22 protein-coding genes are annotated in these 25,443 nt (G+C 66.7%); 17 read left to right on the plus strand and 5 right to left on the minus strand.

The window, feature by feature from the left end:
• Positions 1–31 precede the first annotated feature (31 nt).
• The gene (locus T336_RS0112980; RefSeq protein ID WP_026432875.1) at positions 32–781 is read right to left on the minus strand and encodes an SDR family NAD(P)-dependent oxidoreductase; all 750 of its coding nucleotides are present in this window, start codon (positions 779–781) and stop codon (positions 32–34) included.
• A gap of 146 nt (positions 782–927) precedes the next feature.
• On the opposite strand from T336_RS0112980, the gene T336_RS0112985 reads away from it, so the two are divergent.
• From T336_RS0112985 to T336_RS0112995, 3 genes are all read left to right on the plus strand, one after another.
• On the plus strand, positions 928–1,830 hold the full coding sequence (locus T336_RS0112985) for a LysR substrate-binding domain-containing protein (protein ID WP_026432876.1): 903 nt from the start codon (positions 928–930) through the stop codon (positions 1,828–1,830).
• 138 nt (positions 1,831–1,968) lie between these two features.
• Positions 1,969–3,993 (plus strand): transketolase family protein, encoded by a 2,025-nt coding sequence (locus tag T336_RS25150; protein WP_035225937.1) that lies wholly within the window; start codon positions 1,969–1,971, stop codon positions 3,991–3,993.
• Positions 3,990–4,967, plus strand: a complete 978-nt coding sequence (locus T336_RS0112995; RefSeq protein WP_404821586.1) for a D-2-hydroxyacid dehydrogenase — start codon at positions 3,990–3,992, stop codon at positions 4,965–4,967. Before T336_RS25150 ends, T336_RS0112995 begins: the two co-directional genes overlap by 4 nt.
• Positions 4,968–4,983: 16 nt before the next feature.
• On the opposite strand, the gene purT is transcribed toward T336_RS0112995, so the two are convergent.
• On the minus strand, positions 4,984–6,228 hold the full coding sequence (gene purT, locus T336_RS0113000) for a formate-dependent phosphoribosylglycinamide formyltransferase (RefSeq protein ID WP_026432878.1): 1,245 nt from the start codon (positions 6,226–6,228) through the stop codon (positions 4,984–4,986).
• A 59-nt stretch (positions 6,229–6,287) separates the two neighbouring features.
• On the opposite strand from purT, the gene T336_RS0113005 reads away from it, so the two are divergent.
• From T336_RS0113005 to T336_RS0113045, 9 genes are all read left to right on the plus strand, one after another.
• Positions 6,288–7,235 carry an ATP-binding cassette domain-containing protein gene (locus tag T336_RS0113005; protein ID WP_019701646.1) on the plus strand — a complete coding sequence of 316 codons (948 nt, stop codon included), beginning with the start codon at positions 6,288–6,290 and terminating at the stop codon, positions 7,233–7,235.
• A gap of 56 nt (positions 7,236–7,291) precedes the next feature.
• Entirely contained in the window at positions 7,292–8,107 is an 816-nt protein-coding gene (locus T336_RS0113010) for an ABC transporter permease (protein WP_026432879.1), read from the plus strand.
• Positions 8,108–8,168: 61 nt separating this feature from the next.
• Positions 8,169–9,017: a 3-hydroxybutyryl-CoA dehydrogenase gene (locus T336_RS0113015; RefSeq protein ID WP_019701648.1), complete on the plus strand. Its 849-nt coding sequence runs from the start codon at positions 8,169–8,171 to the stop codon at positions 9,015–9,017.
• 136 nt (positions 9,018–9,153) lie between these two features.
• On the plus strand, positions 9,154–9,624 hold the full coding sequence (locus T336_RS0113020; protein WP_019701649.1) for a MarR family winged helix-turn-helix transcriptional regulator: 471 nt from the start codon (positions 9,154–9,156) through the stop codon (positions 9,622–9,624).
• A 61-nt stretch (positions 9,625–9,685) separates the two neighbouring features.
• Positions 9,686–10,102, plus strand: a complete 417-nt coding sequence (locus tag T336_RS0113025; protein WP_011797285.1) for an organic hydroperoxide resistance protein — start codon at positions 9,686–9,688, stop codon at positions 10,100–10,102.
• A 238-nt stretch (positions 10,103–10,340) separates the two neighbouring features.
• Positions 10,341–10,868: a hypothetical protein gene (locus T336_RS0113030; protein WP_209435964.1), complete on the plus strand. Its 528-nt coding sequence runs from the start codon at positions 10,341–10,343 to the stop codon at positions 10,866–10,868.
• 317 nt (positions 10,869–11,185) lie between these two features.
• Positions 11,186–11,944 carry a metallophosphoesterase family protein gene (locus T336_RS0113035; RefSeq protein ID WP_026432881.1) on the plus strand — a complete coding sequence of 253 codons (759 nt, stop codon included), beginning with the start codon at positions 11,186–11,188 and terminating at the stop codon, positions 11,942–11,944.
• Between the two features lie 16 nt (positions 11,945–11,960).
• A complete protein-coding gene (locus T336_RS0113040; RefSeq protein WP_026432882.1) occupies positions 11,961–13,406 on the plus strand; it encodes a serine/threonine protein kinase in 1,446 nt (481 codons plus the stop codon).
• Positions 13,375–14,412: a serine/threonine protein kinase gene (locus tag T336_RS0113045; protein ID WP_084151423.1), complete on the plus strand. Its 1,038-nt coding sequence runs from the start codon at positions 13,375–13,377 to the stop codon at positions 14,410–14,412. The genes T336_RS0113040 and T336_RS0113045 overlap by 32 nt, the downstream gene beginning before the upstream one ends.
• A gap of 26 nt (positions 14,413–14,438) precedes the next feature.
• Here the strand turns inward: T336_RS0113045 and T336_RS0113050 are convergent, their stop codons facing one another.
• From T336_RS0113050 to xrtH, 3 genes are all read right to left on the minus strand, one after another.
• Positions 14,439–15,875: a carbohydrate porin gene (locus T336_RS0113050; RefSeq protein ID WP_026432884.1), complete on the minus strand. Its 1,437-nt coding sequence runs from the start codon at positions 15,873–15,875 to the stop codon at positions 14,439–14,441.
• A gap of 86 nt (positions 15,876–15,961) precedes the next feature.
• Complete coding sequence (locus tag T336_RS0113055; RefSeq protein ID WP_026432885.1) at positions 15,962–16,765, minus strand: exosortase H-associated membrane protein; 804 nt, start codon at positions 16,763–16,765, stop codon at positions 15,962–15,964.
• A 15-nt stretch (positions 16,766–16,780) separates the two neighbouring features.
• On the minus strand, positions 16,781–17,323 hold the full coding sequence (gene xrtH, locus T336_RS0113060; RefSeq protein ID WP_026432886.1) for an exosortase H: 543 nt from the start codon (positions 17,321–17,323) through the stop codon (positions 16,781–16,783).
• A gap of 244 nt (positions 17,324–17,567) precedes the next feature.
• Here xrtH and T336_RS25155 point away from each other — a divergent pair, with 244 nt between their 5' ends.
• The 5 genes from T336_RS25155 to T336_RS26670 all read left to right on the plus strand — a co-directional run bounded on the left by T336_RS25155 (position 17,568) and on the right by T336_RS26670 (position 25,199).
• A complete protein-coding gene (locus T336_RS25155; RefSeq protein WP_084151424.1) occupies positions 17,568–22,661 on the plus strand; it encodes an RHS repeat-associated core domain-containing protein in 5,094 nt (1,697 codons plus the stop codon).
• 540 nt (positions 22,662–23,201) lie between these two features.
• Positions 23,202–23,558, plus strand: a complete 357-nt coding sequence (locus T336_RS0113070) for a hypothetical protein (RefSeq protein ID WP_026432887.1) — start codon at positions 23,202–23,204, stop codon at positions 23,556–23,558.
• Positions 23,559–23,691: 133 nt separating this feature from the next.
• Entirely contained in the window at positions 23,692–23,928 is a 237-nt protein-coding gene (locus T336_RS27600; protein WP_084151425.1) for a hypothetical protein, read from the plus strand.
• Complete coding sequence (locus T336_RS26665; protein ID WP_156957852.1) at positions 23,907–24,521, plus strand: DUF6714 family protein; 615 nt, start codon at positions 23,907–23,909, stop codon at positions 24,519–24,521. The genes T336_RS27600 and T336_RS26665 overlap by 22 nt, the downstream gene beginning before the upstream one ends.
• Positions 24,522–24,599: 78 nt before the next feature.
• Positions 24,600–25,199 carry a hypothetical protein gene (locus T336_RS26670; RefSeq protein ID WP_156957853.1) on the plus strand — a complete coding sequence of 200 codons (600 nt, stop codon included), beginning with the start codon at positions 24,600–24,602 and terminating at the stop codon, positions 25,197–25,199.
• The last annotated feature ends 244 nt before the right edge of the window (positions 25,200–25,443 follow it).

The raw sequence follows: 25,443 nt of genomic DNA on the forward strand, positions 1-25,443 counted from the left end.
AGGCGTGGCGCGGGAAGGCTCCCGCAGGCGGTCAATGGATCAACATGCCGCCGTTGACGTCGAGCGTGACGCCGGTGCAGTACTTGGCAAGGTCGCTGGCGAGGAACACCACGCAGCCGCCGACGTCGGCGGGCTCGCCGATGCGCGCCAGCGGGATGCCGTCCAGGATGCCCTGGCGCTTGTCCTCGGGAATCTTTCCCTTGTTGATGTCGGTGGCGATGAGCCCCGGCGTCACGCAGTTCACGCGGATGTTGCTGCCGCCGTATTCGCGCGCCATGGCACGGGCCAGGCCCAGCACGCCGGCCTTGGCGGCCGAGTAGTGCGGCCCGCCCAGGATGCCGCCGCCGCGCTGCGCGGAGACCGACGAGATGCAGACTATGGAGCCGCTCTTTTGCGCCAGCATGGTCGGCAGCACGGCCTGCGAGGCGTAGAGCGTGCCGCGCAGGCTCACGTCCAGGATGCGGTCGTAGTCGGCGCCCGTGATGTCCAGGAACTTGACGGGCTGCGTCACCCCGGCGTTGTTGACGAGGATGTCGATGCGGCCCCAGCGTGCCAGGACCGCAGCGGCGGCGGCCTCGCACGACGCCTTGTCGGTCACGTTGGCTACCAGGCCCAGATGCTCCTCGCCCAGCCGCGCGGCGGCGGCCTGCGGGTCGGCCTGTTCCAGATCGAGGATGACGACCCGGGCGCCCTGCTCCGCCATCATCCGGGCAGTGCAAAAGCCCAGTCCGTTGATCCCTGCGCCGCCGGTGATGACGGCCACTTTGTCCTTGAGCAGCATGCTGTGTCTCCTTGTGTGTCGTTGGACTGCGTTGAAAGTGGGCGGATTCTGGGACGCACCCGGCAGCTGATTCAAACGATATAAACTCATCGCCAATTCAAATTCATTCATGTTGCGCCGCAACAAGTGAATGCCCTTCATCCGCCGTGATTCCACCGCTCAGCGCCCTGCAGGCCTTCGAGGCCGTCGCCCGCCGCCGCAGCTTCCAGCTGGCGGCCCATGAACTGCATCTCACGCCCTCGGCCATCAGCCACCAGCTGGCCAAGCTGGAAAACCTGCTGGGCGTGCGCCTGCTGGAGCGCTCCTCGCGGGGCGTGGCGCTCACCCCCGCCGGGCAGAGCTATCTGCAGCGCGTGGGCAATGCGCTGGGCGTGCTCAACACGGCCACCGAGGGCCTGCGCCACGGCGTGCAGGACACCCTCTACCTGCATTGCAGCCCCAGCTTCGCGTCCCTGTGGCTGATGCCGCGCATCGCCCGCTTCGCGCAGCGCCATCCGGGTATCTCCCTGGTGTTGTCGGCCTCCCACTTGCATTCGGACTTCCAGCTGGGCCTGGTCGATCTGGACATCCGCTACGGCCTGCCGGCCTGGCCGAACCTGGAGGTCGAGCCCGTGTTCTCGGAAAAGGTGATGCCGCTCGCCAGCCCCGAATTCATCCGCCGGCACGCGCTGCGCACGCCGACGGATCTGCTGGAGGCGCCGCTGATCCAGTCCATGGTGAACGTGGCGCAATGGCCCGAATGGTTCGCGCGCTTCGAGCCCGACCAGCGCCCGGACCGCATCGCGCTGAAGTTCGACCGGGCCATGATGAGCCTGGACGCCGCCGTGCAGTCCCTGGGCGTGGCGCTGGAAAGCGCCACGCTGGGCCAGGCACACATCGCCAGCGGGCGGCTGCAGCCGGTGTTCGGCGACGAGATGAGCCTGGAGGTGCAGGCGCATTTCCTGGTCTATCCAGCACGCCACGCGGCACGGCCGGAAGTGGGCAAGTTCCTGGACTGGATCCGCGAGGAGGCCCGCCCGGGCACCCCGGCCGCGGCGGTTGCTGGATGAACGCGATTCATGCACCACTGAAAAAACGTCGCTTGTAGTCAACCAGCGGCGCGCCGAAGAATCGCGCCTGGCCCATCACACACAACGACAGGAGACAGGGCGTGCCGGCCCCGGCCGGGCTGCGCGCGCACGACCACCATGAGCGCACACCCGCTACAGCCGCTGGCCCATGCCATCCGTTTTCTTTCCATCGACGCCATCGTCCGCGCGGGCGAAGGCCACCAGGGCGTGCCCCTGGGCATGGCGGAGATCGCCACCGCCCTCTACACGCAGCACCTGAAGATCGACGCCGCCGCGCCCGGCTGGTGGGACCGCGACCGCGTGGTCCTGTCCAACGGCCACGGGTCGATGCTGCTCTACGCCCTGCTGCACCTGAGCGGCAACCCGCACATCACGCTGGACCAGATCCGCAGCTTCCGCGAACTGGGCTCGCATTGCGAGGGCCATCCGGAGCGCTGCGTGGCGCACGGCATCGAGGTCACCACCGGCCCGCTGGGCCAGGGCATCGCCAACGCCTTCGGCATGGCCGTGGCCGAGGCCTACCTCAACGCCCGCTTCGGCCGCGGGCTGGTGGACCACTTCACCTATGCCTTCGTCGGCGACGGCTGCCTGCAGGAAGGCATAGGCCAGGAAATGGTCTCGCTGGCCGGCCACCTGCGCCTGGGCAAGCTGGTGCTGCTCTGGGACGACAACCGCATCACCGACGACGGCAGCACCGCGCTGTCGATCAGCGAAGACGTGGCCGAGCGCTTCCGCGTCGCCCGGTGGCATGTGGAGGAGGTGGACGGCCACGACATCGATGCCGTCTCCGCCGCGCTGGCCCGGGCCCGCGCCGACGGGCGGCCCTCGCTCATCGCCTGCCGCACCACCATCGCCAAAGGCATCCCGCGCCTGCAGGGCCAGCGCGGCGGCCACAGCGCCCGGCTTTACGGCGAAGACGCCCAGGCCGCCCGCCAGTTGCTGGACTGGCCGCACGGCCCGTTCGAGATCCCGGCGGACATCCTGCAGGCCTGGCGCACCGCCGGGCAGCGCGGCGCGGCGCAGCACGCGGAATGGCAGCGCCGGCTGGACGGCCTGCCGGCCGCCGACCGCGCGGAGTTCATGCGCACCATGAACGGCGAGCTGCCCGCCGGCTGGCAGCAGGTGCTGCTGGACTACAAGCGGCAGGCTCTGGCAGCGCAGCAGGAGACGGGCGGCATCCTGATCTCGGCCGACATCAACGACCGGCTCGCCCCGCTGCTGCCCGAGCGCATGGTGGGCTGCGCCGACCTGGAGGCACCCACCGGCCACAAGCGGGGCCTGGCGGCCTTCACCGCCGAGGACCGCTCCGGCGCCTACGTGCATTGCGGCGTGCGCGAACACCTGATGGGCGCCATGGCCAACGGCATGGCCGCGCACGGCGGCATCCTGCCGCTGTCGGTGACCTACCTGGCCTTTTCCGACTACGAGCGCCCCGCCATGCGCATGGCTGCCCTGATGGGCCTGCCGGTCAAGTTCGTGTTCAGCCACGACTCCATCGGCGTCGGCAGGAACGGCCCCACGCACCAGCCGGTGGAGATCCTGGCCTCGCTGCGCGCCATGCCCGACATGTGGGTGATGCGGCCGGCCGATGCGGTGGAAGCGGCCGAATGCTGGGCAGCGGCACTCGCGCATGCCGGCGGTCCGGTCAGCATGGTGTTCGCGCGCCAGACCCTGCCGCTGGTGCGCGACCGGCACACGGAAGAGAACCTGAGCGCGCGCGGCGGCTACCTGCTGCGCGAGGCCGCCTGCGGGCCGCGCCAGGTCACGCTGCTGGCCACCGGCTCCGAAGTGGCGCTGGCCCTGGCGGCGCGCGAGCTGCTGGAGCGGCAGGGCACCGGCACGGCCGTGGCCTCCCTGCCCTGCTGGGAGCTGTTCGACCAGCAGCCGCCCGCCTACCGCCGGCAGGTGCTGGGCGCCCCGGGCAGCGTGCGCGTGGCGGTCGAAGCCGCCTGCCGCATGGGCTGGGACGCCTACCTGGGCGAGCGCGGCGGCTTCGTGGGCATGGCGGGCTTCGGCGCCTCCGGCCCGGCCGATGCGCTCTACCGGCGCTTCGGCATCACGGCCGAAGCCGTGGCGGGCGAAGCGCGCCGCCTGCTGGCCGGCGAAGAGGCGGCTGCCGGGCAGGAAGGAGCGCAGCGATGATGACGGGCCTGAACATCGTCTTCCTCGACCGCGAAACGATCTCGCCGCAGACGGCCGTGCGCCGCCCGGCCTTCGAGCACACCTGGACGGAATACCCGCGCACGGCCCCCGCCGAGGTGGCGGAACGCCTGCGCGATGCCGACGTGGCCATCGTCAACAAGGTGCGCATCACCGCCGAGGCGCTGGAGCAGGCGCCGCGGCTGCGCCTGGTCGCCGTGGCCGCCACGGGCACCGACAACATCGACCTGGCCGCCTGCGCGGCGCGCGGCATCGTGGTCAGCAACGTGCGCAACTACGCCACGCACACCGTGCCGGAGCACACCTTCGCACTGATCTTCGCGCTGCGGCGCAGCATCTGCGCCTACCGCGACGCGGTGCGCGCCGGGCGCTGGCAGGCAGCGGGGCAGTTCTGCTTCTTCGACCATCCCATCCGCGACCTGGCCGGCTCCACGCTGGGCGTGATCGGCGACGGCGCGCTGGGCCGCGCGGTGGCCGCCATGGGCCGGGCGCTGGGCATGCGCGTGCTGATGTCGGCGCACAAGGGCCGCACGGGCCAGGGGTCGCTCTACACCCCGTTCGAGGAAACGCTGCGGCAGTCCGACGTGCTGACCCTGCACTGCCCGCTGAACGCGGGCACCCGCCACATGATCGGCGCGCCGGAGTTCGCGCTGATGGCCGCGCGCCGCCCGCTGCTCGTCAACACCGCCCGCGGCGGTCTGGTGGACGAAAGCGCCGTGGGCCCGGCCCTTGCGGCCGGCCGGATCGGGGGCGCGGCCTTCGACGTGGCCAGCGCCGAGCCGCCGCCGGCAGACCACCCCTTCATGGCGCTGCTGGACCGGCCGGACTTCATCCTCACGCCCCACGTGGCCTGGGCCAGCGCCGAAGCCATCCAGGCCCTGGCCGACCAGCTGATCGGCAATATCGAGGCCTTCGCGGCGGGAACGCCCGCCAACGTGGTGTTGCCGAAGCGCTGACGGCCCTGGGGACGGGTCAGGCCAGGCGCGGCTTGACCTTGCCCGCCGCCAGCTTGGCGTTGGCGCGGGCCGTGTCCACATCGCCGGCGCGGGCCACGGCCACGCCCATGCGGCGCTTGGCGAAGCTCTCGGGCTTGCCGAACAGGCGAAGGTCGGTGCCCGGCACGGCCAGGGCTTCATCGATGCCGTCGAAGGCGATGCCCTGGGCATCGACGCCGCCGTAGATCACGGCGCTGGCGCCGGGATTGCGCAGGCTGGTGTCCACCGGCAGGCCCAGGATGGCGCGGGCGTGCAGCTCGAATTCGCTCTGGTGCTGGGTGGCCAGGGTCACCAGGCCGGTGTCGTGCGGGCGCGGGCTGACCTCGCTGAACCAGACCTCGTCGCCCTTCACGAACAGCTCCACGCCGAAGAGGCCCTGGCCCGAGGGCTGGCCGTCCAGGCCCCGGCCCAGATCGTCGGTCACGGCTTTGGCGATGTCCTTGGCGCGCTGCAGCGCGAGGGACGGCATGGGCTGGGGCTGCCAGCTTTCCACGTAGTCGCCGCTGACCTGCTTGTGGCCGATGGGCTCGCAGAACGAGGTCTGGATGCTGCCGTCCGCGGCCCTCGCGCGCACGGTGAGCAGGGTGATCTCGTATTCGAAGTCGATGAAGCCTTCGACGATGACCCGGCCATGGCTCACGCGGCCGCCGGCCATGGCGTAGTCCCAGGCCTTTTGCACGTCGGCCGGGCCGTCGAGCTTGCTCTGGCCCTTGCCGGAGCTGCTCATCACCGGCTTGACCACACAGGGAAAGCCGATGGCGGGCTGGCCGTCGGTGCCGTCGATGGCGGCCTGCAGCTCCTCGGCCGAATCGCAGAAGCGGTAGGGGCTGGTGGGCAGGCCCAGCGTCTCGGCGGCCAGGCGGCGGATGCCTTCGCGGTCCATGGTGAGGCGCGCGGCGCGGGCCGTGGGAATGACGCGCACGGTGCCGGCGGCCTCCAGTTCTTCGAGCATGGGCGTGGCGATGGCCTCGATCTCGGGCACGACCAGGTGCGGGCGCTCGGACTCTATCAGGCTCTTGAGCTGTGCCGGGTCGCTCATGGTGATGGTGCGCGCATGGTGGGCCACCTGCTGGCCGGGCGCGTTCTCGTAGCGGTCCACGGCCGTGGTTTCCACGCCCAGGCGCTGCAGGGCGATGAGGACTTCCTTGCCCAGCTCGCCGGAGCCGAGCAGCATGACTTTGGTGGCGGAAGGCGAGAGGGGGGTGCCGATGGTGATGGGCATGGTCGTCGAAGGATGGGAAGGGAAAGGGATGGCGGAAAGGGCGGCCAATAATAGACGCCATGGCCACTCCTTCCCCGCTCTTCGAGATCGCCCACCTGCGCAAGCGCTACGGCGGCACGGCCGTGGTGGACGACCTGTCGCTCTCCATCGCGCCGGGCGAATGTCTGGGCGTGATCGGCCCCAATGGCGCAGGCAAGACCACCACGCTGCGCATGTGCCTGGGCCTCACCGCGCCAGACGAAGGCAGCGTGCGCTTCCACCCGCCCGGCGGCGGCGCGCCGCTGTTCATGCCGCAGGACGCGCGCACCATCAAGGCGCAGCTGGGCGTGGTCACGCAGTTCGACACGCTCGACCCGGATTTCACCTGCGCGGAGAACCTGCACGTGTTCGGCCGATATTTCGGCCTGCGCGGCCGGGTGATGGACGAGCGCGTGCCGCGGCTGCTGGAGTTCGCCGCGCTCTCCCACAAGGCCGGTGCGAAGCCGGGCGAGCTGTCGGGCGGCATGAAGCGGCGCCTCTCGCTCGCACGGGCACTGGTGAACGACCCCGCGCTGCTGCTGCTCGACGAGCCCACCACGGGCCTGGACCCGCAGGCCCGCCACCTGATGTGGGAGCGCCTGCAGCAGTTGCTGCAGCAGCAGGGCAAGTCGATCCTGCTCACCACGCACTTCATGGACGAGGCCGAGCGCCTGTGCACGCGGCTGCTGGTGCTGGACCACGGCCGCAAGATCGCCGAGGGCCGCCCGCGCGAACTGATCGCCGAGCACCTGGAGAGCGACGTGGTCGAGGTGTACGGCCAGGGCGCGCTGGCGCTGGCCGGCGACGCCCCGCTGCGCGCGCTCGCGGCGCGCGTGGAGGTGAGCGGCGAGACGGTGTTCTTCTACACGCACGACGCACACCCGCTGCTGGCCTCGCTCGACGCGCACCCGCAGCTGCGCCGCCTGCACCGCCCCGCCAACCTGGAGGACCTGTTCCTCAAGCTCACGGGCCGCCAGATCCGCGAGTGAAACGGCCCTGCCCTCGTTCTTCCCCTTCCTTGTCTGCCGCCTCCAGGACCGATCCCATGGACTCTCCCACGCCTTCCGTGCCCAGCCACTGGCGCCCGCCCGCGCCCACCGCGCGCTGGTGGCCCGTGTTCCTGCGCAACCTGCTCGTGTGGCGCAAGCTCGCGGTGCCGAGCCTGCTGGGCAACATCGCCGAGCCGCTGATGTGGCTCGTGGCCTTCGGCTACGGCATGGGCGCGCTGGTGGGCCAGGTGAACGTGGACGGGCGCACGGTGCCCTACATCCTGTTCCTCGCCAGCGGCTCGATCTGCATGAGCGCGATGAACGCGGCGAGCTTCGAGGCGCTCTACTCCGCGTTCTCGCGCATGCACGTGCAAAAGACCTGGGACGGCATCATGAACGCCCCCGTGGGCCTGGACGACGTGGTGCTGGCCGAAATGCTCTGGGCCGCGTTCAAGGCGTTCTTCACCGTGACGGCGATCATGGGGGTCATGCTGGCCCTGGGCATCAGCCACAGCCCGAAGCTGCTGGTCGCCTGGCCCGTATTGCTGCTGGCGGGCGTGATGTTCTCCAGCATCGCGCTCATCTTCAACGCACTGGCCAAGGGCTACGACTTCTTCACCTACTACTTCACGCTGGTGCTCACGCCGATGATGTTCCTCTCGGGCGTATTCTTCCCGCGCGAGCAGTTGCCGGACCTGGTGCGTCGCGTGTCGGACTGGCTGCCGCTCACCAACGTGGTCGAATTGGTGCGGCCCCTCTTCATGGACCAGTGGCCCGCGCACCCGCTGCGCCACGGGCTGGTGGTGGGCCTCACCGCGCTGGCCTCGTTCTGGATCGCGCTCGCGCTCACGCGCCGCCGCTTCGCGAAGTAGCGGTTTCCGCCTTTCGTTTCTTTCCTTTGTCTTTTCCACTCGTTCTTCAGGAGGATTTCCAATGACGATCAACACCGTCGGCATCATCGGTGCGGGCACCATGGGCAACGGCATCGCGCAGGCCTGCGCGGTCGCCGGCATCGACGCGGTGATGGTGGACATTTCCGATGCGGCCGTGCAGAAAGGCCTGGCCACCGTGTCCGGCAGCCTGGACCGGCTCATCAAGAAGGAAAAGATCACCGCCGCCGACAAGGACGCGGCGCTCGCGCGCATCAGGACCTCGACGAACTACGACGACCTGAAGGCCGCGCAGCTCATCATCGAGGCCGCCACCGAGAACCACGAACTCAAGGTGAAGATCCTCCGGCAGGTGGACGCGATCGCGGCGCCCGAAGTGATCATCGCGTCGAACACCTCGTCGATCTCCATCACGCAGCTCGGCGCCGCCACCTCGCGGCCCGACCGCTTCATCGGCATGCACTTCTTCAACCCGGTGCCGATGATGGCGCTGGTGGAGATCATCCGCGGCCTGCAGACCAGCGACGCCACGCACGATGCCGTGAAGGCCCTGGCCGAGCGACTGGGCAAGAGCCCGATCACCGTGAAGAACGCGCCGGGCTTCGTGGTAAACCGCATCCTGGTGCCGATGATCAACGAGGCCTTCTTCGTGCTGGCCGAGGGCCTGGCCACGCCGGAAGACATCGATGCCGGCATGAAGCTCGGCTGCAACCAGCCGATCGGCCCGCTGGCGCTGGCCGACATGATCGGCCTGGATGTGTGCCTGGCGGTGATGAATGTCTATCTGGAAGAGTTCGGCGACAGCAAGTACCGGCCCTGCCCGCTGCTCAAGGAGATGGTGGCCGCGGGGCGACTGGGCCGCAAGACGGGCCAGGGCGTCTATCGCTATTGAGCGCCACCGCCGGGGCCATCGACATGCTGCAGCGCCGGGGCTCGGGGGCACTGGCCGGGCAGCCGGCCCCAGGCCCGTCAGGGTCATTTTCGCGATTCAATTGCACGCAATTTAATTAACAACAATAATTCGATCCATGCCTTCCCGCACCATCCCAGCCACGGCCCCGCCCCCCGCCCTCCAGCGGCTGGACAGCCAGGTCTGCTTCGCCCTGTATTCGGCGTCGCTGGCGATGACCAAGCTCTACAAGCCGCTGCTCGATGCCGTCGGGCTCACCTACCCGCAGTACATCGCCATGCTCGTCCTCTGGGAGCAGGACGGCATCACGGTGTCCGAGCTGGGCGAGCGCCTGTGCCTGGACTCGGGCACGCTGACCCCGCTGCTCAAGCGCCTGGAGTCCTCCGGGCTCGTCGCACGCAGTCGCGATCCACAGGACGAGCGGCGCGTGCGCATCACCCTCACGGCCGCCGGCAGGGCCCTGCGCGGCCCGGCCGAGGCGATCCCGCATTGCGTGCTGGAGCGCAGCCAGTGCACCATTCCCGAACTGGAGGCGCTGACCGCGCAGCTCAAGCAGTTGCGCGAACGGCTCTCCCGCAGCCCGGGCTGACCGCCGCCACCGCGGCGCGCCCGTTCCTTTTTTCTTTCGTCCACCCACCCAAGGAGTCCACATGACCACGCTCGACAAAGTTCTCTATACCGCCCGCGCCCACACCACCGGCGGTCGCGACGGCGCCTCGCGCAGCGATGACGGCCGCCTGGATGTCAAGCTGTCCTCCCCCGGCACCAGCGGCACGGGCACCAACCCCGAGCAGCTCTTCGCCGCCGGCTATTCCGCCTGCTTCATCGGCGCCATGAAGGCCGTGGCCGGCAAGGTCGGCGTCACCATTCCGCAGGACCTGGCCATCGACGCCGAAGTGGACCTGGGACAGATCCCCAACGCCTACGGCATCGCCGTCCGCCTGAAGGTGTCCCTGCCTGGCGTGGACAAGGCCAAGGCGCAGGAACTGGTGGATGCAGCGCACCAGGTCTGCCCCTACTCCAACGCCACGCGCGGCAACATCGACGTGACCATCACGCTGGCCTGATCCCCGCGGTCGCCGGCCGGCCGCCCGCCTCCAGGCTCGATGCAGCCCGGGGCGGGCGGCCTTTTTTCTGCCTCTCGCGGTGCGGTACGCCGGCCCCTCCGGACTTCGGCGGCAAACAAGTCGAAACCTGAAATCAATTACGTTACTTCGGCCGATACCCGCACGCTTCGCGTTAGCGATCAGTGCAAACCCTTGGTTGCCAGACGATTCCTCCATCTTTTTTTCATGAGGAATCACCATGGGTTGCGTCAACAGCACACCACGAACCAGCTCCCCGCCCCGCGCCAGCCGGGCCCGCGACAGCCATCACACACCAGCACGCCACACCGGTGCGCAGACCGGCGGCACGCGCACGATGACGGCCTATCCCGACGAGAGCCTCCGCATCCAGGGACGGGCCACGGGCCAGGGAAACTGGCAAGCCGATCGCGCCACCATCACCAACGTCAGGCTGGGCACCCAGCAACTGCTGCGGGACACGGCGAGCACGCTCGACGAAAACTCGCCGCTGCGCTCCCGGCTGCGCCAGCTGTTGACAACGATCGCCCTTCAACTGGAGGGCAACCAGTATTTCATGCCACCGGAGCAATTCGAGCAGCAACTGGACAGCATCCGGCGGGACATCGAAGAGTACCGCGCGGACCATCCCACCGCCCATGAAATCGAGGGCCGGGTGGCCTATGCCATGGCGTTCCATGACCAGAACTTCGACGCGTCCGCACAGTTTCCCACCGCGTACGACATGGGAGACTTCCACGGGCGGTAATTGAGCCACGCACCGCCGGATGGAGGGCCGTCCGGCGGCCATGCAGGACAGCGGCCCCGGCCCTTCCGGATCGATTGTCGGCACCGGGACCTGCCGCTGCCGGAAATGGCTGCTTTTCTCTTGCAGAAATAGCGTCTCTGCCATCCCGGCGTTCATATTTGGCGATGGCAGAGGTTTCAAAGCCCGGGCAGCCGCTTTTTTTGCGTCATGCGCCCGCAAAACCAGGCGTTTCCACGCCATCATGTCGCCCGGCGCCTCCCACTCCGCCGCCCCGCTTCCCCTTTCCGCTTTCGTGAACGCCCTGCGCGCGTGACGCCATGAAGATCGCCCTGCTGTCCGACATCCACGCCAACCGCCAGGCGCTCGAGGCCTGCCTCGCGCATGCGCGCGCACAGGGTGCGGAACAGTTCGCCCTGCTCGGCGACCTGGTGGGCTATGGCGGCGATCCGGTGGCCGTGGTCGATACCGCGATCGAGCTGGCCGCGCAAGGCGCTCCCTGCGTGATGGGCAACCACGACGCGGCCGCGCTGGACCCGCCCGTGGATTCGCCCCTGCTGGGCGAGCAGAGCGCGCAGTGGACGCATGCGCAACTGGCGCCCCGGCATTGCGAGTTCCTCGCGGGCCTGCCGCTCACGCGCCGGCTGGGCGCCTCGGCGCTGCTGGTGCATGCCAGCGTGGACGATCCTGCGCACTGGCACTACGTGCACGACGCGGGCGCGGCGGAGCGCAGCATGGCCGCCGCCAGCGCCATCGACCCGGCGATCCGCTACGTGTTCTGCGGACACGTCCACGAACAGGCGCTCTACTTCCTCACGCCCACGGCCAAGCTCATGCGCTTCGCGCCGCAGCCTGGCGTGGCCGTGCCCGTGCCGCCGCACCGCCAGTGGCTGGCGGTGGCCGGCTCGGTGGGCCAGCCGCGCGACCGCGACGTGCGCGCCATGTACGCGCTGTTCGACGACGGTGCGGCCACGATCACCTTCCACCGCGTGCCCTACGACCACGCGGCCGCGGCGGCGGCCGTGCGCGCCGCGGGGCTGCCTGCCTTCTTCGCGGACCGGCTCGAGGAAGGCCGCTGACCCGGCCGGCCCCTCCATGAAGCTGCTCGCTCCCGGCACCGCGGTGGACGGATTCGTGGTGCACGAGTGCCTGCACGCGGGCGGCATGGCGCACATCTACCGTGTCTCCTGCGCCGATCCCGCGCAGGACCCTGGATTCCCGATCGTGATGAAGGTGCCGCGCATGACGGCGGGCGACGGTGCCGAGAACATCGTGGGCTTCGAGGTGGAACTGCAGATCCTGCCCGCGCTGCAGGGGCCGCACGCACCGCGCTTCGTGGCCGCGGGCGACCTCGCGCGCCTGCCCTACCTCGCCATGGAATACGTGGAGGGCGACACCCTGCAGCACCGCCTGGATGCGGGCCAGCGCCCGGGCACGGATGACATCGCGCGGCTCGGCGCGGCCATGGCCCTCGCGGTGCACAGCCTGCACCAGCAGAACGTCTGCCACCTGGACCTCAAGCCCGCCAACGTGCTGCTGCGTCCGGACGGCAGCGCGGTGCTGCTGGACTTCGGCCTCTCGTTCCACGCGCACTACCCCGACCTGCTGGCCGAGGAAATGCGCGAGGCCGTCGGCTCGCCGGCCTGGATCGCGCCCGAGCAGGTGGTGGGCGTGCGCGGTGACCTGCGCAGCGATGTCTTCGCCATCGGCGTGATGCTCTACGAACTCGCAACGGGTGAGCTGCCGTTCGGCACGCCGGCCACGCGCGGCGGCCTGCGCCAGCGGCTGTGGATGACGCCGCGCCCGCCACGCCAGCACCGGCCGGACATCCCGCCCTGGCTGCAGGAGGTGATCCTGCGCTGCCTGGAGCCCGAGGCCGCGCAGCGCTACCCGTCGGCCGCGCAGCTCGCGTTCGATCTGGCGAACCCGGAGCAGGTGCCGCTCACCGAGCGTGCGCACCGGCAGCGCGGACCGGGCCTGCGCGCCCACCTGCGCCGCTGGCTGCGGGCCGCGGGCATGCACTACCAGCCCAGTCCGCTGCCGGCGCGGCTGATCGAGGCCGCCCCCATCCTGATGGTCGCGCTGCCCGGCGAGGAGGCCGCCGACGCGACGCTGCAGTCGCTGCGCGAGGCGGCGGCGCGATCGCTGGGCATCCGGCCCGGGGCGCGCCTGGCCTGCGTGACGGTGGTCTCTCCTTCCGCCAGCAGCGCGACCGACCCCGCGCGCAGCGAGACCACGCTGCACCGGCGCCACCTCGTGCGGCTGCGGCAGTGGGCCTCGGGGCTGGACCTGCGCGGGCACGGCGCGAGCTTCCACGTACTCGAAGCCGGCGACGTGGCCCAGGCGCTGGTGCGCTACGCGGCGGGCAACCGGGTGGGCGTGATGATCCTCGGCGCGGCCACGCACGGCGTGCCGCTGCAGCGCTTCATCGACACCATCCCGCTGCGGGTGGTGCGGGATGCGCCCTGTACGGTCATCCTCGTGAAGCCGCAGCAGCCTGGCGGCGACAATGCCGGCCATGCACCACCCACCAGCGCCTGAGGGCGACGACCTCCACCCCTACGCCCACCTCACGCCCGACCTCGTGCTGGATGCGCTCGCGTCCATCGGCCTGTTCGGCGACGGCCGCCTCATGGCCCTGGGCTCGTACGAGAACCGGGTCTATCAGGTGCACCTGGAGGACGGCACGCGCGTGGTCGCCAAGTTCTACCGCCCGGGCCGCTGGAGCGAGGCGCAGATCCTCGAGGAACACGCATTCTCCGCCGAACTCACCGCCGCCGAGGTGCCCGCGGTCGCGCCGCTCGTGGTGGAAGGCGGCACGCTGCACGCGCACGCGGGCTTCGCGTTTTCCGTGAGTCCCTGGCGCGGTGGCCGCACGCCCGACCTGGAGGATTTCGACACGCTGGAATGGATCGGCCGCTTCCTCGCGCGCATCCATACCGTGGGTGCGGCGCGGCCGTTCGTGCACCGCCCGGCGCTGGACGTGCGCAGCTTCGCCGTCGAGCCACGCGATGCCCTGCTGCAGGCCGAGGCGATCCCGCTGGACCAGCAGTCGGCCTGGACCGCCGCCTGCGGCGATGCCATCGCGCTGATCGAGGAAAAGATGGCGGGCACCGGCGGCGCAGCACCGTGGACGGTGCTGCGGCTGCATGGCGACTGCCACCCGGGCAATGTGCTGTGGACGCCCACCGACCTGCCCGGCGGCGGCCCGCATTTCGTGGACCTGGACGACGCGCGCACGGGCCCGGCCGTGCAGGACCTGTGGATGCTGCTGTCGGGCGAGCGGCGCCAGCGCACGCAGCAGCTCTCGGCCCTGCTGGACGGCTACGAGCAGTTCCGGGATTTCGACCGCCGCGAACTCGCGCTGATCGAGCCGCTGCGCACGCTGCGCCTCATCCATTACAGCGCCTGGCTCGCGCGGCGCTGGAGCGATCCGATCTTCCCGATCAACTTCCCGTGGTTCGGCAGCAGCGACTACTGGCGTGGCCAGGTGGACATGCTGCGCGAGCAGATCGAGGCGATGCAGGAAGAGCCGCTGGCGGCGTAAGACACGCCCCCGCAGCGCACTGCCGCTCAGAACTCCGCGTGCAGCCGTACCGAGAAGATATCCACCGGACCGCGGTCGCGGTTGTAGCCCGGGTTCTGGATGCGCTGGGCGCCCAGCGACACCGCCGACTGCAGCGCACCAGCGGCCGTCTGCACCGGCGGCATGACCACGCGGTAGTACACCTCCCAGACCCGTTCCTTGCCATAGTTCAGGGCGCCGTCGCCCAGGAAGGCGCCCTGCCCGCCGGCAGCGAGGTAGTCTCGGTGGCTGCCCGACAGCCCGTTCACCGCCAGGGCCGCGCCCATGCGGTCCGCCGGCCGGCCCCAGGCCGCGCCGGACCACTGGCCGCCCACCGACAGCTGCCGGTCGATCTCGGTGAACGCGAACGTTTCCTGCCGGCCGCCGCTGCGGCCCGCGCGCACGAACACGCCGGCATCCTCGCCCAGCGGCGCCTCCAGGGTCACGGCCCAGCCGGTCTTGGTCTGCAGCCGGCGCACCGAGCCCACGTCCGGCACCGTGCCGGTGGCCTGCCCCAGCGCCACCGCATCGTCGAAAGCCCCCATCACCGCCCGGTTGCGGAACCACAGCACGCGCCCGCGCAGCGGGCCCGCGGGCAGCGCCACGGGCAGGTTCGACTCGGCCTCGATCTGGTCGCCGTAATGGCGCCGCCAGGCGCGGTCGAGCTTCGGCCCGTTGGATTCGCGCGGCTGCAGCCCCCGGCCGCCGCGCACGGCCCACTGCGGCGTGCGGTATTCCAGGATGCCGGCCCAGGTGTAGCCGCGCGCATCGGCGGCGTAATCCCATGGCCCCGGCGCCAGGAACGACCAGTTGAAGAACTGCTCGCGCGGGTCCTTGGCATAGGGGTTCGGATCGAAGTAATCCAGCAGCGAGACATTGCCCAGCACCAGCGTCCAGCGGCGCGCGGTGGCCGTGCCGCCCATCTCATTGAAGTCCGCGTCGATCTTCTCCGTCTCGCCGCCCGCGTTCCAGCGCTGCAGGAGGAAGAGCCGCGCGCGGTAGGCCTTGAGCTGCGCCCCGGAAGAGCGCGCCAGTTCGCCATTGGATAGCCCGCCCGCGCCCGTCAGGCGCGACAGCGGCACGCCCTGCGCGGCCTCCGGGTTGAAATGCAGCTGCCCCCCCTCCCAGGGCCGCACCGCCAGGTCGGCCGTGGCGGTGAAGGAATACGAGCGCTCGCGCGTGGGCACCAGGCTGTTCGGGCCGGTGTAGGCCGCATCGAAGGCCGGTTTGCGCTGCCAGACATAGGTGGTCTGGGCGTGCAGGGCCACGCGCGGCTCGGGTGAAGAGTCACCATCTGCTGCGGCGGTCGCGGGCGCAGCGGCGTGGGCATCGTCCGGAGCCGCGGCCCAGGCCCCGGCGGCGGGGATAGCCAGCAAGGCGGCGGTCAGGAAGGCAACGCGGAAACGGGCCGGCGCGGGAAAGGACAGGGGCAGGAAGCTACGCATGGGCCGGCATTCTGGCAGCGCCCGGCGGCACGGCCGTGTCGGCCGGCCCCGGTGTGACTTGGCCGCCACACTGCCGGGCCGGGAGGTCAGCGCAGGGGCCGGCGCGGGGGCAGGCCCGCCGAGGCGCTGGACGACACCGGAACGCCGCCGATGGAACGCTCGGGGGGCAGCGGGGCGCCGGTTGCGGGAGCCTCTGCAGCCGGCCCGGAAGCCACGGCGGGGGCCGGTGCAGCAGCCTCGCCGGGGACGGGTGCAGCAGCCTCGGGCGCCCCGGCAGGCACGACGGCCCGGCCGGACAGCGAACGCTTCCACGCGCCGATCACCACCTCGTTCACGAACGCCCGGTCCAGCCAGAGCCAGACCAGGATCGGCGCCAGCGTCGGCACCACCAGCGAGCCCAGCTGGTAGCCATAGACCAGGGCCTCCATCTGCCACTGCGCCACGCGCAAGGTGCGCACGTCGAACTGCGCCGTCAGCAGCAATTGCATGAGCAGTTGCATGCACAGGCTGAAGGCCTGCAGCGGCAGCAGCAGCGCATAGCCGGCCAGCGCGCGCACCGTGCGCCCGGGCCCGCGCGCGGCCAGCAGCAGCGCCAGGAAGATCGGCAGCCCGTAGGCGTAGCGGCCCGGGTCGGATTCGAGGGTGATCTCCACCGGCTGGTTGCCCGTCTGGGGCGTGGCGATGGCCACCGAGGTGTCCACCTCCAGCCGCCCGGGGGCGAGCCGCGCCTCGCGCACCCAGCCGGGGGCCGTGCGCTCCAGCGCCACGCCGGCCACCATGCCGGCGGGGTAGGACGTCCAGGGCGACACCCGCGTCCACGCGAGCGTGAGCAGGACGACCCCGATGAAGAGGCCGATGACGAAGGCCTTCAGGCTGGCGGCGCGGCGCATCGCGGTCGCGCTGCCTCAGGCCAGGGCCGCGGCCGGGGGTGTGGCCGGCGGCGCGCCCGGGCCGGGCGGGGAGCCGGCGGACGGCTTGCTGCCCGCGCGCACCCACAGCAGCCAGACGATGAGCACGTCCACCATGATCAGTGCCTGCCAAAGGTACTCGTGCGCGAAATTGAACACCGCCGTGCTCCACTGGCCCAGGTAGAACAGGCTGATCACCCGCACGATGTTGAGCGCCTGCACCGCCACGAAGCCCGCCGCCAGCCCGACCAGCTTGTGCCGCCAGGTGGAGGGAAACGCCATCACCGCCGCGAACAGCACGATGCAGGCCTCGATCCCGTTGCAGCCTGCCTCGATCGACACGCCGAAGCCCGTGTTGTGGTTCCAGAGCACCTTGCCCGCTGCCGCGGCCGAGCTGTCGAACCACATCACCATCGTCGCGCAGATGCGAGCGAGCAGCGCTGTCCACGGCAGCACCAGGTGCTCCTGCACCCAGTTGAGCATGTTGATGCCGAACAGGGTGAGCTGGAGGGTGAGGAAGATGAGGAAGAAGCGCAGCATGGCCGTGGGGCTCCGCGGAGGGGGTGGGATCGCTGCGCATTATCCGGGAGCGCTGGGGAGCCGCCCGGTCAGCGCCTCATGCGTGTCTGGTGCAGACCCAGCCCATCCACCTTCAGGAACAAAAGTTACCTGGCGCAACCTTTCGATCAATTATAGAAATTTATGATCCCGGCCGTTTCAATGGACTCGACCGCAGTCCGGAAGGTTGCGGTCCATAACGATAACTGACGAGGGGAGTGATGACATGAGCGGCAAACCCGCAGCCCGCCAGGGCGACCTGACGAAAAAAGGCGGCCCGATCGTCCAGGGCTCGGCGACGGTGCTCATCGGATCGGCAGGCGGCGTGGCGTGCTCGGAGTGCCCCGGAGGGATGGCGGTGGGCAACCCGGTGAACCCATCGCTGGGCGCAAAGGTGCTGACAGGGGCGGATGAACTGGACTTCGCGCTGCCGGGGCCGCTGCCGCTGGCGTGGCAACGGATGTACAGCAGCTATGTGAATGCAGAACACGGCGCGGCGTGCGGGCTGCTGGGGTACGGCTGGAAGCTGCCTCTGGAGCTGCGGGTGGTGCTGCAGGACCAGCGCGCGGTGCTCTTCGACGCATCGGGTCGGGCGATCACGTTCGATGAAACTCTTGAACCGGGGCAGGCCCTCTACAGCAGCAGCGAGAACCTGTGGTTGATGCGTGGCGGCGGGATGGTCGTTGCGGACACATCCTCCGCCCCAGCCATCCCGACCGAGCTGCAGCCCTGGGCGCAGCAGCCCCGGTGGTCGCACGTTCCGGCGGTGCTGCGCGCAAACCCTGACTGCGTGATCGCCGCGCCGGGCTCTGCCGGTGCGGGGGCAACAGCCTGGGTGTTCCTGCCCGCCCAGGCGGCAGCGCCCGCCACCCCGGCAGGCAGTGCCCCGGATCATGTCCTGCATGCCTTGATCGACCGCTTCGGCCGCAGCCAGTGCTACCAATGGGGCGACGAAGGCCTGCAGCGGGGCCGCGTCGCGGGCATCACCGATGGAAGTGGACGCCGCTACGTGCTGCGCTACGAGCGCATCGCCTCCGGTGCATCCGCCTCCCCATCGGCCAAACCGAAGGCGCCCCACCCCTCGCTGCAACCCGACGACGGCGTGCGGCTCGTGGCCGTGGACTGCACGTTCAACCCGCTCGATCCCGGCCTGATACCCGACACGGCCCCGCGCCCGCAACCGCTGGTGCGCTACCGCTACGACGGCGCGGGCAACCTCGCCGAAGTTCTGGGCCAGGACGGCACGGTATTGCGCCGCTTCAGCTACGACGCATGGCACCGCATGACGGAACACCAGGTGCGCCAGGGTCCGCGGCACCGCTACGTGTACGAGGACCAGACCGCGCAAGGCCGGCGCAAGGGATTGCCTGCGCGCTCGGGCGCACGCGTGGCCGAGCAGCACAACGAGGAAGGGCTGTCGTACTTCTTAGACTACGGCCACTCTCCGATAACCGCCGGCAATGGACCTGCCGCCTTGGTGCGCAGCAGCACGGTAGTGCACGACAGCCTGGGGCGCACCACGACCTACCACTTCGAGGGCGAAGGCGGGCTCAAGCGCCTGGTGCGTCTCGTGGCACCGGACGGGGCCGAACACAGCTACAGCTACGACAGTGCCGGCCGTCGCCTCTCTGCCACCGATGCGCTGGGCCGCACCACGTGGTGGCGCTATGACGGCGCAGGTCGGCTGCTGGGCGTGCAGAGCCCGGATGGCCGCAGCACCCAGCAGCGCTGGGGCGCAGCAAGCAGCGCGCAGGACGGGCTGCTGCTGGCGAGCCAGGACGCGGCAGGCCTGCGCACGCACTACCGCTACGACGACTGGGGCCGTCTGGTGGAGGTCGCGATACTGCCGGAAGGAGGAACGGACGAGGCGGCAACGCTGCAGGGCCTCATCACCCGCTTCGAATACGCACAGCCCCAGCAGGATGCTGGCACCGGCGCCGTGACATTCCCACCCCACGCGCTCGCCTGGTGCGACCAGCCCGTGGCGGTGATCGACGCGCAAGGCGGCCGCAGCCAGTACGCGTACAACGCCTGCGGCCAAATCACGCAGCACACGGACTGCTCCGGCCACAGCCAGACATGGCGCCACGGTGCATGGGGCGAGGTAGTGGAAGCGGTGGACGCGCTGGGCCAGCGCACACGACTGCACCACGCGATGCAGCAAGGCGCGCTGCGGCTGATGGGCGTGCAGCATCCGGGCAACACGGCGGTGCGCTACCGCTGGAACGAAACCGGACGGATGGCGGCCATCACCCACGGCACGCACGACGTGCTGGAAGGCACGGGCGAGCCTGCAGGCACCAGCGCCACCATCGCTTACCGTCACGACCTTTGGGGCCGCGTGGTGGAGCAGGTGCAGGCGGGCCGGGGCGTGCAGCTGCGCTACGACGTGGCCGGGCGGCTGCAGGAACTTGTCAACGAGAACGGCGACGTGACCCGCTTCGTGCACGACGCGGCCGACCGGCTGGTGCAGGAAGTGGGCTTCGACGGGCGCAGCCAGGTGTATGGCTACGACGCGGCGGGCCAGCTCACGCACGCGGGCGACGGGCATGGCGAAGGCCACCATCCAGCGGCCGGCGCGACGACCGGGCCGGAGATAAAGGCGGTGGTGCGCACTCGCATGCACTACGACCTCGGCGGCCGGCTGGTGGCACGCGTGGCCGTGCGGTTGCCGGCGCCGGGAGCGCCGGCCGGTGCGGGTGCCAGTACCACAGGCAATGTGACCGAGAACCTCACAGCCGATGAGCACTCCGTGCTGCAGATCCAGCGCTTCGTGCACAGCCCTTCGGGCGGCTTGATACAAGCCATGGCTTGGCAGGCAGAGTTGCCCCATGCAGCGACGCCCATGGCGCAGGCCTTGGCAACCACACCTTCCGGACAAGGGAGCGTGGCGAGCCGCCCCTTGCCACTGGCAGAACGCTGGCTGGCGCTCGATACCCAGGCGCTGCTGGCCCTGCTGGAGCGGCCCGGCGACCCGGCCATCGCTGAAGTGTCCACCGTCCTGCAGGCCCATCAACTGGTAATGGACAGCCGCGTGGCATTGGCGCGTGATGCCTTCGGACGTGTCTGCGGCGAGACGCAGACGCTGTACCGGCAATCCACCCCAACGCAAGTGCAGCATGTGGATAACACGCATGCCGGGGCCGAGGCGCCCATCGAATTCGAGCACACGATCGCCCACACCCTGGGCCCCCTGGGCCAGCGCACGGCCACTCAGGCGCAAGGGCTGGGCACGCTTCAGTGGCTGGCCTACGGCTCGGGCCACGTGCATGGTCTGCTGCTGGACGGCCAGCCGTTGGTGGACTGGAAGCGCGATGCGCTGCACCGCGAGGTGGGGCGCACGCTGCATGTGCTGGAAGGCCAAGGCAACGCAGACCTGCCGGTGATCGTGCATGCACGCCAACTCGATCCGGTGGGCCGCATGCTGCAACAGCACTGGCGTGGCCTGCGCTATGCAGCAGCCATGCCGGCGACCGGTGACGCAAACGACTCCGATACCGGCCCCTCGTCCGCCGCAGGCCGTGGCGTCCCAGCCCTGGGCCCGCTGTCCACGCTGGCGCAGCGGCGCTATCGCTACGACCCACTCGGCCAACTGGTGGGCATGCAGACGCCCGGCGAGGCCATGCGCTACGATTACGACGCATGGCGGCGCCTGACCGGACTGCAACGCGCCGGGCAGGGCGTGCCGGAAGTACAGGAGCATTGGGCGCTAGATGCTGCCGGCAACCGCCTGCCAGCATCCAGAGACATCCGGCCCACCCCACCGCACTTAGCCCGGCAACGCCAGGAATGGCAGCAACAGGTGCGCGAGAACCTGCACGATACGGACTTCGACCTGCTGCGCGCCACTGGCACTCCCGGCGAAGGCTTCGGCACCGTTACCCGCTGGCCGGGCAACCGCATCGGCTGGAGTGCGGCCCGGGGGCCGGACAACGGCCAAACCGCAGGCGCCACCCGCTACCGCTATGACGCATTCGGTAATCGCGTGCAAGTGCTGCATGTCGATGGGCGCATGCAGCAATTGCGCTATGACGCGCTGCACCAACTGCGCGGGGTTTGGCAGCGCGATGGCGCAGGAAGCGCTTGGCGTTTGATAGCCCGTTATCGCTACGATGCATTTGGGCGACGATTGGGCAAGACGGTCCATCAACAGACAGGCCGGCACGGTGCAGCCACCTATGTTGGCTGGGATGCCGACAGACTCGTGCACACCGAAGGCCCTGCGGGGCTCGTTCACACGCTCTACGAGCCTGGATCCTTCGTGCCGTTGCTGCGCCTGGAGCGCGAGAAGGCCATTCCCACGGCCCTGCAGTCCATGCTGACGCTGGGCGCCGATGGCGACGACGAGAGCCAGAAGACGGAAGGACAGACAGGTATTTCAGCAGCCCAGGGCTTTTTTGCGGCACTGCCGCGGGCGCAGCGTGAATTCCTGGACCGCGCTTTACGTGAGGCCATGTACTCGGGCTCAGACTACAGTGCAGGGTCCGCGCGCACCAGACCCTCCACCATGCCGGGCGGAGTGAGCGAACTGCTGGAGGAGGGCCTACAGGCCCTGCGCATCCAACAAAAAGCATCCACCCAGGCCCATCCCACGCGCATCCGCCACATCCTTTGCGATCACCTGGGCACCCCGGTCGGCTTGGTGGATGCCAACGGCCCCCAAGCAGGCTTGGTCACCTGGGCCGCGACATACCACGCCTGGGGTAAGGTTCGGGAGGAATACGACCCGCACGGTGTGGGGCAAACCATCCGCTTCCAGGGACAGCACCTCGACCCCGAGACGGGGCTGCATTACAACCGGTTTAGGTATTACGACCCAACTCTAGGACAGTATGTAACGCAGGATCCCGTTGGATTGGCAGGCGGATTGAATAAGAACTCTTATGCCGCCAACAATACGCTGGGGTTCACAGACCCACTCGGACTTACACAAGCCGATATCGACAACGCCTTCAGCACTGCAAAATCGATGACACCGGAATGGAATCACCCAACCTCCATTGGAACATGGAGCCAGCAGGGCAAAGGAGGAAAGTATGGATTCTTCAATGAAAATATTCAGGTAGATTCAAAATACCTTGGATGCCTTGATGACGGAGAGGCTGGTGCACTGCTGATAACCATCCTCCATGAAATGAAGCACTACAATCAAAAATGGTATGAATTTGCTTTCGATAATATTCAGGAGAGGTTGACTGGAGGAAACTCCTCCAATGCACAGGATGCGGCAGAAAATCTGGTATTCAGCAATGATAAAAAAGTAAGCGAATTCTTGAAGAAAAGAAACATAGGCCTTATATCATGTCATTGCAAGAAATAAAAAAAATTGTTCCATACTGCATTATTTCAATTGTATTCCATGTTGTTTACATTTTCACTGGTTTTGGAAACTATCTCCATGGAGGTAGTTTCCTGGAATTCATCATTCTCTTGGCCATCGCTACTCTAATTTTATGGCAAGCCTTAAAATTAGCAGGAATTATCAAAGGGTTTTTCAGAATTCTTCTAATATGCCTAGCGATCATCCCTGCCATATCGATTGCTGCAAATCTATATCTATTTATAGCTAGACCTTGATTTTACATACCTCCAGCACATATCGAACCATAGCCCCGCAATTTCTTCGCTGGCGGGGACACAGGGCACAACAAAAACCTCAATCTCTCAGAATCCCAGAAAATGCACAGGACATAATTAAAAATAACGAGCAAAGGATAAAAGAAATTTTATCCGAGAGAAGACTCAATATGTCGAAATTCCTCCCCTCAGCGAAGCTATGCATCACTGGGATGAAGAGTAAACGTGACAGTGGCTGGCCTATCTCGTCATGGCCTCATGGAAGAACTTCGGGACAAAATCCATGAATTCTACTGAGGCGCAATCTGTGGCGGTCATCTTTGAGATGGATGCGCGAGAGCAAATCATGAAGCTGGCGGCATTCATGCCTGTGTGGGCTATTGACAGCACGGCAAATGCGAAGGCGATTGACGATGCAAGGCAGCAGCACCAGTTCCCGCTGACCATTTTTTTTGCGCATCCTGGCGAATCGAGAATGGATATGTTTTGCCGGGTTTTGTTCGACGTTGACGAACATCACCAATGCGGCACGTTCGATGTGTACGGTGCGTCCGAGAGGGATATCGACCCAGCAGCTGTGACCGAACTGAATATCCATCGTGTGCGCGAGACTGAATACGGATGCCAATTAATCCGGTGAGGCAGATGATGCAATTGAAACAGCCCTTGTTGCTGCCCAGGGTATCTGCCACCGCCAATCGCGCGCTCTCATGAAGCCCGTGTAGCGGTCTCGCGCAGCCACTTTCGGTGGTGCTCCGCTGCTCTGAAACCCAATGAGGTTCGCAGAGCGCCAGACAGGAGGATTTGGCAGACAACCTGGGCCGCGTTCCTACGAACTGAATCTGCACAGAATCCGAATTCAGCTTCAGAAGACAGAAAAATTACAAAGATGCATTGACGCAAGAATCAACATTGCAAAAAAATGCTTTGCAGGTGGCGACGCTGGTCACAACAAGCAAATCAATGAGCTTAGGAGAATCGTCGGTAAATGCACGGGACGCCAATGGTAGAGAATAATCCAGTCAACCTTCAAATCCTAAAGAAAAGAAAGAAGGAGGCTTCTTTAGCGCCATCTCTAGCAAAGCGCTATGAAAGCATGCTGCTAGCGGCCTTCCCTGAAAGTTACCCAGAAGGTGAATTATTCATAAAAAACACCTTCACGGGAGATGATAGGGAAGATTATCTAAGGTTTTTCTCATTATTTAATGGGAAAAAGTGGACCGAAGTAGATATAGAAAAAATCGAAGATATCTACATACAACACTCCAGATTGACAACCAGCGGTAGCATCTATTATTTACCTGTATTTCTCAAATATTTCTTCGACCTTAAGAATACAGACAACGAGTTTTTTATTTATCTAATGTTTGATTTGGAGAATGGATTCGATGAGCATACGCCAGAAAACCTGGACGACTCCTTGAAAGGAAAGAGAAAGCTGGAAAGAAAATATCTTTCTTTTGAAAAGATCAATCCTATACAGTCTAAACTGGTGGCCACATTTTTAGTCAATGTAGCAAACCTTCTGCCGGAGGGAAGCTACGAGGGCAGACAAGCTCAACGCGCACTCACCAACTACTGGGGAAATTTCCTGATTTTCTGATTTGCATCCCAAACAGCCCAATAGTGGTTCGCCGGCGGGCACGCGGTCGCAACAAAAACAAACCGATCACCCAGAATAATGCAAGACAACAAGCAAAGGATAGAAGAAATTTTATCCGAGAGAAGGCGCCATATATCGACAGCACCGTCCCTCAGTGAACGCTATGAAATTTTGCCGAAAGAATCATTTCCATGTGAACCAGGGGATGAATCCTTGTTCTACGCAAAGACCTTTACAGGCACCGATGCTGAAGATTACGAGAATTCGGTCAGAATTTTCCGCGGCAAGCTCTGGACGGAAGTCAGTTTTGACATACTGCAGGAAAAGTTCGTGCAGTTTCTTTATCTTACGCCGAAGGGAAAAATATATTACCTGCCTTCTTTTTTAAAAAATTTCTTTGACCTGCGCCTGCTGGAATTAGAATTTTTTTCTTACTTCATCTCCGATCTGGAAAACGGCTTCTTCTCACCAAGATTTGAAGAAATCATGAAGTCGTTAGACGAAGGCAAGGATTTTCCAAAGGATCTATCGTCTTTTGAATCCTTGACACCTCTCCAATCCAAAATGGTGGCATTGTTCCTGGCTAATGTCGCAAATCTTCTGCCTTCCGGCCATTACGAAAGCCAACAAGCCCAACGGGCATTGACAAATTATTGGGGAAATTATCTTCTTTTTTAGCGAAGGTCCGATAAATCATCTTGCGACATGTCCGGCATCCATGTTGGGGCATCACATCGCACCCGAACCGACAATGCCAGGAGTGGCAGCAATAGGGTCACTATAGCCCAGAATATGTCATTGCGATGGCTCGTCGATGACCTGATCGGCACCCTGCAAGTCAGCTCATCGGAGGTGCATCGACATCCTGACGTGAGCAGAAAAAACACCACCGAGGCGAGTACCGCAGTATGGCGTTGAAAAT

This window comes from Paracidovorax oryzae ATCC 19882, assembly GCF_000687165.1.
GTDB classification, from domain to species: Bacteria; Pseudomonadota; Gammaproteobacteria; order Burkholderiales; family Burkholderiaceae_C; genus Paracidovorax; species Paracidovorax oryzae.